10 protein-coding genes are annotated in these 11,218 nt (G+C 34.1%); 3 read left to right on the top strand and 7 right to left on the bottom strand.

The genetic code is table 11. The annotated features are described in order from the left end of the window. Positions 1-317: 317 nt before the first annotated feature. Entirely contained in the window at positions 318-1,910 is a 1,593-nt protein-coding gene (locus tag ACFO5Y_RS10450) for a potassium/proton antiporter (RefSeq protein WP_380706614.1), read from the top strand. Positions 1,911-2,326: 416 nt separating this feature from the next. Here ACFO5Y_RS10450 and ACFO5Y_RS10445 read toward each other — a convergent pair whose 3' ends face one another. After that, positions 2,327-2,836, bottom strand: a complete 510-nt coding sequence (locus tag ACFO5Y_RS10445) for a DNA alkylation repair protein (RefSeq protein ID WP_231606976.1) — start codon at positions 2,834-2,836, stop codon at positions 2,327-2,329. A gap of 285 nt (positions 2,837-3,121) precedes the next feature. After that, a complete protein-coding gene (locus ACFO5Y_RS10440) occupies positions 3,122-4,297 on the bottom strand; it encodes a uroporphyrinogen decarboxylase/cobalamine-independent methonine synthase family protein (protein WP_197105286.1) in 1,176 nt (391 codons plus the stop codon). Positions 4,298-4,421: 124 nt separating this feature from the next. Between ACFO5Y_RS10440 and ACFO5Y_RS10435 the strand changes: the two genes are divergently transcribed. After that, positions 4,422-5,339, top strand: a complete 918-nt coding sequence (locus tag ACFO5Y_RS10435) for a LysR family transcriptional regulator (protein WP_197105287.1) — start codon at positions 4,422-4,424, stop codon at positions 5,337-5,339. Positions 5,340-5,510: 171 nt separating this feature from the next. On the opposite strand, the gene ACFO5Y_RS10430 is transcribed toward ACFO5Y_RS10435, so the two are convergent. Continuing rightward, positions 5,511-5,858, bottom strand: coding sequence for a TSUP family transporter (locus tag ACFO5Y_RS10430; RefSeq protein ID WP_197105288.1), 348 nt, complete (start codon positions 5,856-5,858; stop codon positions 5,511-5,513). 174 nt (positions 5,859-6,032) lie between these two features. Here ACFO5Y_RS10430 and gloA point away from each other — a divergent pair, with 174 nt between their 5' ends. Next, a complete protein-coding gene (gloA, locus tag ACFO5Y_RS10425; protein WP_197105289.1) occupies positions 6,033-6,413 on the top strand; it encodes a lactoylglutathione lyase in 381 nt (126 codons plus the stop codon). Between the two features lie 59 nt (positions 6,414-6,472). On the opposite strand, the gene msrA is transcribed toward gloA, so the two are convergent. From msrA to ACFO5Y_RS10405, 4 genes are all read right to left on the bottom strand, one after another. Further along, positions 6,473-6,997: a peptide-methionine (S)-S-oxide reductase MsrA gene (gene msrA / locus ACFO5Y_RS10420; protein ID WP_197105290.1), complete on the bottom strand. Its 525-nt coding sequence runs from the start codon at positions 6,995-6,997 to the stop codon at positions 6,473-6,475. Between the two features lie 33 nt (positions 6,998-7,030). Then, positions 7,031-7,897 carry a MetQ/NlpA family ABC transporter substrate-binding protein gene (locus ACFO5Y_RS10415; RefSeq protein WP_197105291.1) on the bottom strand — a complete coding sequence of 289 codons (867 nt, stop codon included), beginning with the start codon at positions 7,895-7,897 and terminating at the stop codon, positions 7,031-7,033. Between the two features lie 632 nt (positions 7,898-8,529). Then, positions 8,530-9,651, bottom strand: a complete 1,122-nt coding sequence (locus ACFO5Y_RS10410; protein ID WP_197105292.1) for a hypothetical protein — start codon at positions 9,649-9,651, stop codon at positions 8,530-8,532. 342 nt (positions 9,652-9,993) lie between these two features. After that, positions 9,994-11,218: type ISP restriction/modification enzyme (locus ACFO5Y_RS10405; RefSeq protein ID WP_380706609.1), on the bottom strand; the 1,225-nt coding region annotated here is incomplete at its 5' end.

Below are 11,218 nucleotides of genomic sequence, written 5' to 3'. Positions count from 1 at the left end.
GTTCTACAAGAAAATATATTAAGTTTGATCAATGAGAGACTGGTGAAACATTGTATAGTATTTTACACAGAATTATGGACTTGACTGACTCTACTTATATATGTATCTTTATAACGCTATCTAATAAAATCTATGCCAAATTCCGTATTAGTTACAAATAGCATATTCTTCATACTAAAGGTAACTGCACACTACTTTCTCTGAGCTTTTCCCAAGTATTCGCTTAGAAATTATTCCCGCTAATTTTATAAGCAATTTCACTAAGGACTCTACCCAACTGTGCTATAATAGTCTTTAGCAATAATATTTAAGGAGAGATTACAATTTATATATTAACCATTTCACTTGTGCTTATCTTGGCCTTGATTGCTATGCGCATTTCAAGTGATTTAAAGATACCACAATTACTTCTGTTCATGCTCTTAGGTGTTTCCTTTAATTTTTTTGGCGCAGATTTTACGAATTATAATTTTTCCAATCAAGTATCTTCCATAGCTCTGATGTTCATTATTTTCTATGGAGGATTTGGTACAAAATGGAAGATGTCAAAGCCAGTTGCAAAAGAAGCTATTACTTTAAGTTTCCTCGGAACGGTTCTAACCGCTTTGATCACCGGACTCTTCGTTTATTTAGTCTTTGATTTTTCTTTACTTGAGGCTATGTTACTCGGATCCATTGTTGGTTCGACCGATTATGCCAGTGTATCGGACGTTCTCGTCTCTCGACGCTTAAAATTAAGATACAATACAGACTCCATGCTTGAGTTAGAATCCGGCTCGAACGACCCGACCGCATACACAATGGTTGTGCTATTCTCGACACTTCTTCAAGGAAAAAACGTCAATGTTCCTGTCTTAATTATCTTACAAGTTGGGCTGGGTTTATTAGTTGGATTTGCTTTAGGGTGGGTATTCATCCGTATTCTCGACTACTTAAATACTCGAGAAGATATGGAAGTCATTCTGCTAGCTGCCGCTGCTTTATTCACTTATGAATTTACAAACCAAATTGGTGGTAACGGCTACTTAGCGGTTTATATCTTTGGTATTTATATTGGTAATAAAGAATTTGTTGGTAAGCGTGAAGTTGTCTTCTTTTTTGATAACTTTACAAACTTAGCGCAAATTGGACTATTCTTCTTACTTGGTCTTTTATCTGATCCAAGTTCGATTATTGCGATGTTGCCGATTGCCTTAGTGATTATGTTATTTATGACATTTATTGCGCGTCCTGCCTCGGTTTATGGTTTAATGGCGCCCTTTAAGTTGAATAAAAACCAACTGCCTGTTATTGCCTTTGCCGGACTACGAGGAGCTGCGGCAATTGCGTTCGCCATTAGTGTGGTCAATTCTGACACACCATTCTTGAACGACCTCTATCATATTGTCTTTGATATTTGTCTGTTATCATCGCTCATTCAAGGAGGTTATTTACCAACCTTATCTAAGAAAATGGATATGGTTGATCCTGAAGATGCGTCTTTACGTAACTTCAACTCGTTACAAGATAAGAGTGACGTCGGCTTTTTAGCTACTAAGATAGAAGCAGACAGTGACTTAGTGAATACTTATATTCGAGATATCACACTGGCTTTTGATTTTATTATCGCAAAAGTCCTTCGTCACGGCGAAACGATTGTCCCGAACGGCGATGTGCAACTTAAAGTTGGCGATGTCATTGTCTTAGCTGGACGTTCTTACTTCGATGTGGTCGGAACGGACTTACTAGAATTTCGAATCAACAGCCACCACAATTGGGTTAATAAACAGATTAAAAATATTCGCTTAGAACGTGACTCCTTGATCGTCTTAGTTTTAAGAGGCGATAATGAGTTGATTGTTCCAAATGGGGATACAACTATTCTTGATCAGGATACCGTCTTAGTATTAGAAGCATCAAATGCGAAGTAAATAGTTAAAGAGCGAGGCACATATGCCTCGCTCTTTTTTGTAGACGTTAACTTGAGTCAAACCGATCTTGCATTTAGATCAAGACCCTTTGACGTCATTAAACTACTCCTTCAAGTTTGTTATTCACTTACAATATACCATTCACTCCATCCTAAACTAAACATTATAATTTCAATATTATATTGATAACTTACTTTGTTTTATAATTAATAAATTATCGTCTCAAGTAGATATTATGGAAGTGAGAATGAAGTTAAATATCGCTTTTACAAATCGCGTTTATTTGATTCAATCATAATAAATTCTGGTAAATAATTCGGCGTACACCCTTTCGAAACTTTCTCATCTTTGTACAGGCCTGTATCTTCACCAATTATAACGCAACGTTTACGGTACTGTTCCTCATAAACCCCAATCTAGCCCGCTGTAAAGTTCATAGCCCACTGAACTTCTGGTTGCTCTTGACTAATTTTAGCTTCAATTGCAGTTACCAAGTCTGATGTATTATTTGGTGGTGTTTTCCCAGTCCATCTTAATCGTCCTTGATGATACCAGTAAGTCCGCCTTTGAAGTGCGTATGGACTATCCTCCCACGACTCCATGAGTGTCGTTAATTTCTTATTCTTTGTGAGCTGATTAGCTAACAACCAATCTATTAGATTGTTACTTTCATCATATGTATGAATTTGCATATCATCAACAAGTTCATCTAATACTTCTTCTGAAAGTAGTTTTTTGTCCATAATTAAGATTGATAAAAGCCTTGGTAAAAACTTACCACTCGACCAAAGTTCCATCGCCAGTTCATGATCAACTTTTATTTCTTTTGCAATTTTTCGTAAGTCACCTAATTTTGTATTATCATCAATCTGTCGAAATATTGTTTCCGCTTTTTCAGAGGTCTGTATTACTTTGTTTTGATTCATCGAAATACTCCTTTAATTAAATCCGTGAGCTTTTAAATAATTATAGCTTTCTTCTAAACAATCGAAAGGATCTCCTTGGGATATTTCTTGTTCAGCAAAAGTATATTGGATCCCTGTTTCTTTAGTTGCCTGCCTCCTTGATGAATAGATTGCATCCAATATACAGAAAAAGAGCACATCTACAGAATAGTAAAACTATTCCATAAATATACTCTCACAATCAACGACCAAATAAAGAAAGCTTTGCTACCTGATCAGTTGACATAGTTTATCGCTCTTTTTTACTTACTCTCCCCAGAATCGGTAAGCAATGGCTTGACCTTGCTTGATTTTATCCCATTGCTGTTCCTGAGATAATTCATTCCCTCCATCACATGACGCGAAGCCACATTGATGAGATAAGTACAGATTATCTTTTGAAACATACTGAGTAGCTTTTTCTAATTGTTCATACACTGCAGCTTCATCATCTAATTTTGCCGACTTACTTGATAAGAATCCTAAGACTACTTCTGTGTCAGGCTTGTTTTTAAAGACGCTTAACGCACTTAAGTCTCCGGCACGCTCATCATCCCACTCTAAGTAGAAACGGTCATAGTTTTGTTTTTCTAAGAATAAATGCGCGATTTTCTCGTAACTTCCACCACCCATATTACGTGAATCATAGTTACCACGGCAATTATGCGTATAGACTTTTAGACCCAGTGAATGAGCATAGGCAATGACATCATTATTCAAATCAATGAATTCTTGGGCTAAGCCTAAGATTGATGAGTGATCAAAGTCAGTACCACTAAAAGGACTATGTGGGTTATCTTCAGCAAATAACTCCCATAAGCAGTCATCAAATTGGATAATCGTTCCACCTGCTTCAGCGAATTCCTTTAAGAAATCTTTGTAAGCTTGACTTAAATCCTTTTTGAATTCTTCTGCCGTCTGATAAACTTTCCCTCCGATTTCCTCTGACAAGCTAAGCTCTCCAAAAATATGTGACGGAGATGGAATACATTGCTTTAACGTTGCACCTTGGGGTGATACTTCTTTTAAGCGATTAAAGTGGTCGATGAATGTATGATTATGACCATGTAAAGGCGATTCAATTGTGATGCCGATATCCTTACGTGTTTCATAATTGCTCTCTTGATCCAGATCACGGAAGAAGTACCCATTATCCGCAATGTAGCGTTTAATACCATTTAAACCCCACACAAAATCAAGGTGCCACATAGATTTTGAATATTCGCCATCAGTCACTTCAGGTAAGCCATGTTCAATTTGTTGGCCAACAACTGCTTCCACGGCAAGATCTTCTTCTCTCTTATAGCCGTCAAAATCATTGTAAAATGGATACGCAATATCATCACGGTGTTCGATTTTCGTCTTATAATCTAATAATGACTCAGGACGTAATAATGATCCTACGGTCAAGAATCGGTTGGTTGAGTTAGCTGTTTTTGTCATTCATAATACCCCTTTTTAATTTGTTTCTAATAGTATAGAATATATGATGAGCTATTAGTAATATCTATTTTAGTGTGCTTAGCATAGTATTTAACTATGACCAAATAAAAAAAGGGGTGTTTCAATGAATCTAAAGCAAATAGATTATTTCTTGAAGGTTGTGGAGACGGCTTCAATTACTAAAGCAGCCGATGAATTATATCTTTCCCAACCGTCCTTATCACATGCGATTAAAGAGTTGGAAAAGGAAATGAATATCACGCTGTTCCACCGTAGTTCCAAAGGTGTGACTCTTACGAGTGAAGGCGAAGAATTCCTATTATATGCAAGGCAAATTAGCGAGCAAATTAATTTAATGAACCGCCGTTATAAAGACGATGAAGCACCGCAACAAATTTTTAGCGTGGCAGGGCAGCATTATGCTTTTGTAGTTGATGCATTCGTCCGTCTGCTGAAACAATACGAAGACCATGACTATCAAGCGACATTGAAAGAACTTCGAACCTATGAAGTCATTGAAGACGTAGCTAATTTGAAAAGTGAAATTGGTATTATCTATCGCAGTCATTATAACCGTCAAGTCATCAACGCTGAACTAGAAAAAAAACACATTCATTTCACACCACTTATCTCTGTTAAACCACATGTATTTATTTATAAAGATCATCCCTTAGCCGATTATGAAAAGATAGCTCTCTCTGATTTAGATACTTATCCAAAATTAAGTTACGATCAAGGGCACCACAATTCCTTTTATTTTTGGGAGGAAGTATTAGCCGACTTTGCTTCACGTAAAACAATTACAGTGAGTGACCGAGCAACTTTGTTTAATCTAGCTATTGGCTTAAATGGCTACACGATTAGCTCAGGTATTATCAATGCTGATTTGAACGGGAGCGATATTATTGCAAGGCCACTCGTCTCTTCCGAAACGATTGAAATCGGCTATATTACTAATAACATGCACACATTAAAACCAATCGCTCACACATTTCTTGAGATCTTGACGGAACGACTAGAAGTGGCTGTTGGGAGTGACTGATAATTTTTACTTTATTCATCGATAGACCATAAAACATAGACACACCTTAATTTACTCCACTTTTTTGTATTTATGTATTTAAATAGCATCATCAACTATAAAATCAATCGCAATGCTGTTAATACAGTTACGATAATAATAAATCGGCGGTACCATACATCATTGATACGCTTAATGAGCCAAATTCCGACTAAAGCACCGACAACAAAGAATAATACAGAGGATAACAATGATGCCGATAAGGAATTTGAATTGTGCATCATTGATCCAGTTCCCAACAATGGCACCCGCAACTACACCCACGATACTGGCTGGAATTAATTTAAGTACATCCGCTATGTTTCCTTTCTTACCATACTTAAAGATTGCTATAAGATCGCCTACAATCGCCATTGGCAACATAATACCTGACGAATTTTTACCCCCAAAAATTAATGCCATCATGGCGACAGCTGGTATTGTTGCCCCTTGAATTCCAGCCTTTGAGAAACCAACGATGAGCGCACTTGTAGCTAGCATTATTATTTCGAATACATCCAGTTCAAACATTCGCCCCCTCATCCGTGTTAAGCTCATTATAGAATATATAGTAAGCGTCTTCCAAACTTAGTTATTCAGTAGGTTGAATCAAATGCCTATATATCCTTTTCATGTTAGAATGAAAGTAAGAAACTATTGGAGGATGATATTATTATGAACCAAGAACTCGTTGAGATTTGCCTACGTGTTAGAGATATTGACGCTACTTTAGATTTTTATACGAATCTATTTAACTTTGAAGTGGCTAGTCGCAGAGAATTCCCTGAGAATAAGTTTGATTTAATCTACTTAAATTCTCCTGGATCATCTGTACAAATTGAACTGACTTATAATTATGATGCAGAACCATATAATGTTGGGGACGGCTTCAGTCATTTAGGTGTGACTGTCAGCGACTTAGAAAAAATGCATGAAGTATGTAAAGCATCTACTTATGAAACTGGTGACTTAAGAGGTCTTACAGGTGGCACGCCAACTTACTTCTTCGTAACAGATCCAGATGGATATCGTATTGAAGTAAAACGAGCTAAATAAGTAATAATTAAAAAAATGTAAGTGTATTGGTTATTTTCCAACACACTTACATTTTTTCTTTAATTAACTAAACTTTTAGCTTTATCTCGACCAGACTCAGCTCGGTAAGCTTTATAATGTTCTGGGTCTTTTTTATAGAAATCTTGGTGATATTCTTCTGCTTCATAGAACACATCTGCGGGTGTGATTTCTGTAACGATTGGTCTATCATAGGCTCCGCTTTGTTCTAAGGCTTCTTTAGACGCTTCTGCCTTTAATTTTTGTTCCTCTGTTAAGTAGAAGATACCAGGTCGATAGGATGAACCACGGTCAATAAACTGTCCACCCGCATCAGTTGGGTCACTAATATTCCAATAAATATCTAAGATTTTCTCATAAGAAATGATACTTGGATCAAACTCAATTTGAACTGCTTCAGTGTGTCCCGTTTCTCCACTTTTAACAGCTTCATATGTTGGATTCACAACATGCCCGCCTGTATAACCTGAAGTTACTGAATGAACGCCATCCCATTGATCGAATGGTTGAATCATACACCAGAAGCATCCGCCTGCTAAAATTGCTGTTTCGTGTTGTTTTGTCATATTAATCCCCTTCTCTTCTATATATTCTAGTTTTTAGTTTTCTACTTCTGGTAAAGGCACATCGAACATTGGATATGTCTCACCGTTATATACTTCATGTATTTTCTCTTCAACATCATCTGTTTGATAAATTTCTGCGATTTTTAAATATAATGGGTTATCTTTATTCTCTTCTAAAGTTGTAATTGTGTTGATGTACATTGGATTAACTTTATCCACATCTTCAGCATCATTGAAGATCGCGTCATTAATGGATAATCCTGCATCATTGGCAAAATTTGTATTAATTAAAGCTGCATCTACGTCTGGTAAAGACAATGCCGCAAAGTTTGGTTCAACAAGCACCATTTCTAAATTCTTAGGGTTCGCTGTAATATCTTCTTCATCTGCGTAAATACCAACCTCATCATCAACTTCAATTAAACCAGCAATCTCTAAAGCTAATAACGAGCGGCCTAAAGTTGAAGGATCGTTTGGTAAAGCAATGCTTCCGCCTTCTGGAATATCGTCCGGAGTGGCATGTTTCTCAGAATATAAGCCTAAGGGCATTAAGAGTGTATTGGCAATCGCATAGACCGTGCCGTCATTATCTTCGTTCCAAGATTTAATAAACGGATGCCCTTGGAAACCACTCATATCAAGTGAGCCATTTTGCAATGCTACGTTGGGTTGATTGTAATCATTAAACAGAACCAACTCTAACGTAATTCCTTCTTCTTCCAAAGCTTTCTCTGCTACGTATTCCCACAGCTCCAGCCCTGTATCGCTCACAACACCGACGATGACCGTTTCACCTTCAAACTCTTTTGTTTCTTCCGCTGAAGCTACTGGTAAAAACCATTGCCCACTTATTAATAAGATACTTAATACGAATCCGAATACACGTTTGATATTTTTCATTTTATTCTCTCCCTTAAACTATTATTTATTCTAGACCTTGCAACTTTTGTGAATAAAAAAAGTCCCTTTTGTCAGAGATATCTCTAACAAAAGGGACGAAGAGTCGTGTTACCACCCAAATTTCTATTATCTTCACAAATAATAGCTCAATCAGTATCAATAAATACTGCACACTGTATCGGGTGTGCCCGTCTAAGAAGCGTTAACCTCTTAAACTGCTCCAAGCTCATCTTCACTCACGCTTAAACCGCCCTTTTTCACCAAACCAGGCTCTCTGTACTTGTTAAGTCGTTTCGCTACTCTTCTCTTCATCACAGTCACTTATTCATCTATTGATTTATATATTATGCATCTTCATTAAAATTGTCAACCCTTTTATTATATAAAAATTATAAATTACAAATAACTCTCATTTAAAATATAATATCCATAAAGTCTCCATGTGAATGACAAAAGATAATAACGTTTTTAATAGTTAACATGGGTTAATTACTTAAATAATCTACAATAAAACAACCTTCCCATATCAATGATCATCAATACTAGACGGTTGTTGCTTAATTATTCTTTGCTTCTTCTTATATCTTTATTATTATCTTTTAAACATGTTGACAGTTCTTTATCAGTAAGATTTACCAAGAGCTAAAAATTAAAGACTCGTTTAATTGTTTGAGTTGTTCAAACTGAAATAAGAAATCTTTCCAAAAGGTATAAAAATCAGCACCAGTCTCAAGTTCAATAATTTTCATCAAAAGATTATCTGTATCAACTCTATCTTCAAGATTTGTAATACTATACCCTCTAATATTATAATGCGCTACATTATTTCTTATATTACCTTTCAAGAGTAACTTATAAATTTTATTATTTAATACCTCACTAATATTTATTCCTGTTATATCTTGAAGCGATTCATTCTCTTTCACTATAATGTCCAGACTCTTTATTGCTTCTAAGTATGTAATTATCATGAATCTTATATATAAATCCGCTCTATTTTCTAAAACATCTGGTAAAATTACAGAAACAAAGTTCATTTGGCACAAATTACTATGAAGTAATATTTGAACTTCTGATGGTAACATATCATTAAAAATATCTTTTCTAGTAGAATCTATTAGAAAAGAGTCTTCCGTAGAAAATCTTCTACTATCGATATTTATTTTACTTTCTTTATCAATTATAAGACCCCAAGCGTTTACAAATCCTTCAACCGAACTCTTTAATACAACAGTTAAGCTACTCGATATATTTCTTATTGTGTCATTATAATATTGTCTACCTTCTTTATATTTTACTTTACTAGTATTCTCAAATAAATAAGCTAAATATATATTACCTTGCATATTATTAAAATAATCAATTCCGTCGTAACTAAAAGTACCATAGTCTTTTTGCCCTATAATTTCTATCACTTCTTGCTGTAAGCAATTATAATTAGATGTTAAAAACTCAATATTATTAGACTGTATTTCTCGCATCATTCTTAACTTCTTCGTATATCTTTTGTCATTATAAAGCTTATGCCCAACTCTAATTTTTACTACAAACTTTTTAAACTTATCATTTTCTAGCGATAAATTATTTTCTGAATAGTCAACGTCGTCTGGAAAAAACTTAATCATTCCATCAAATATAAAAGCTAAAAATGGAATTATAGAATTTGATAGAAGACCTAGCAATTGCTTATCAGTGTTTACTAGTTTAATTATTATTTCATACATTTGAATTGCTTCTCTAACTAATTGTCTCAAAGAAATCACTTCTAGTGGACTTAATTTATTTCCAATCTTTCACCTCATTTATATCCCAAAAATTATTCACAGTTTCAAATTACTTCTTACACATATTCAGCATCATTTATTTTATTACCTAAAAGACCCCCGATAGAAACTACCTTTAATCAGCAAACAAAAGTCTCCCCTCAGTTCAATAATTATTCAAAAAGCTATCACTACTTATGATACGCATGTCCGTAGCATCGATAGGTAATAAAATCTATTATCTATTATAGTAGGATTTAGTAAAAGAATCTCATCAATCCTTCTCAACTATTGAGAAAAGATTTTTGAGATTCTATTTAATTATCGTTATTATTATTCGATTGTATCTAGTGGCGGAAGACTATTTACTAAATCGACGGTTTGTACAGACACATTGATTATTGAAAGCAGTAGATTAAATATATATTTAGGATCTTTAGAGTATTCATTTGGATCATCAGTAATGTCTGATTTGCTATCTGTTTTTACTTGATACTGATCCATTATCCATTCTATTGCTGATCTTCCATTAACTACATACTCATAAGCTTTCTCAGGTATATTTTCAATTGTAATGTCCTTATTAAGTATTAATTTTGATTTATCTTTATATTTACCAAACTTTATTTTTGTTACATAATATATTGGATTTTGAGTCTTAGTTAAAATTTTCACTTCAGTATTAGGTTCGATTAATTCATAATTTAGATGTAACTCTATAAGCTTATAACCAATATTAATTATCTTTTCCCAATTATTTAGTAGTGAAATATTCGGGAGAGACTTATTTAAATTAGTGGAGTATTTCTCGATGTACTCCTTATGGTTTAAAACTGCGTATATATATGAAAATAAATCTTCTTTTGACCATCCTAATTTTTCAAAAATATTATTTATATTATACTTTTCCTCAAGAATATTATTAGAATTATTCAAGAAATAGTAGGCTTGTGTTTTTTCCATTAAGTCCTGATTGGGTATCAAATCTGTTACAAAAGTAGAAAATTTTCTTCTTGCTCCTTTACCTGTTATTACTATTGAAAGATTTTTCTCACCAAAAAAATACTCAAATCTACCCGGTCTTTCAAGTATATCTCTCTGATAGTAGAGGTTCTTTTTTACAAAAGGTCTATACATACTTTGAATGATATTATTAGTTGGTTTTATAATATTTTTCTTCTCAACATTTTTCAGTAAATCTGTGCTCCATTTGATTCTTGTCGGATCCATATCTACACTATTAACTTCAGTATAATTTGAAATTATTTTTTTCACTTCATCATTGTAGTTTTTAATCATGAAATTAGTATTATTTATAACTTTTTTAGAATTAAACCCATAAACCCAGCTATCACGACTAGTACTTAACCCAGTTGCTCTGTCATTAAATATTTCGTTATCTAATTTATAAAAAGCATCAAAACTATCATATCTTTGATTTATCCAATCATTATTTTTATCAAGAGTTTTTTTAAAATTTAAGATTATTGTGTTTTGCAATAGAGAAGTACATAGTTTTGCAACGAAAAATACACAATGTTGCCACCCAATAGTTTCC

The organism is Ruoffia tabacinasalis, assembly GCF_042652985.1.
Classification (GTDB): domain Bacteria; phylum Bacillota; class Bacilli; order Lactobacillales; family Aerococcaceae; genus Ruoffia; species Ruoffia tabacinasalis.
Note: the sequence above shows the minus strand (reverse complement) of the source record. Positions and strands in the feature narration are given on the sequence as shown.

What these genes read in the sequence shown, in the direction of transcription:
- ACFO5Y_RS10435 (WP_197105287.1), top strand. Translation starts at nt 4,422, where the DNA reads ATGAATCTAAAGCAAATAGATTATTTCTTGAAGGTTGTGGAGACGGCT.
- msrA (WP_197105290.1), bottom strand. Translation starts at nt 6,997, where the DNA reads ATGACAAAACAACACGAAACAGCAATTTTAGCAGGCGGATGCTTCTGG.
- ACFO5Y_RS10430 (WP_197105288.1), bottom strand. Translation starts at nt 5,858, where the DNA reads ATGCTAGCTACAAGTGCGCTCATCGTTGGTTTCTCAAAGGCTGGAATT.
- ACFO5Y_RS10415 (WP_197105291.1), bottom strand. Translation starts at nt 7,897, where the DNA reads ATGAAAAATATCAAACGTGTATTCGGATTCGTATTAAGTATCTTATTA.
- ACFO5Y_RS10445 (WP_231606976.1), bottom strand. Translation starts at nt 2,836, where the DNA reads ATGAATCAAAACAAAGTAATACAGACCTCTGAAAAAGCGGAAACAATA.
- ACFO5Y_RS10440 (WP_197105286.1), bottom strand. Translation starts at nt 4,297, where the DNA reads ATGACAAAAACAGCTAACTCAACCAACCGATTCTTGACCGTAGGATCA.
- gloA (WP_197105289.1), top strand. Translation starts at nt 6,033, where the DNA reads ATGAACCAAGAACTCGTTGAGATTTGCCTACGTGTTAGAGATATTGAC.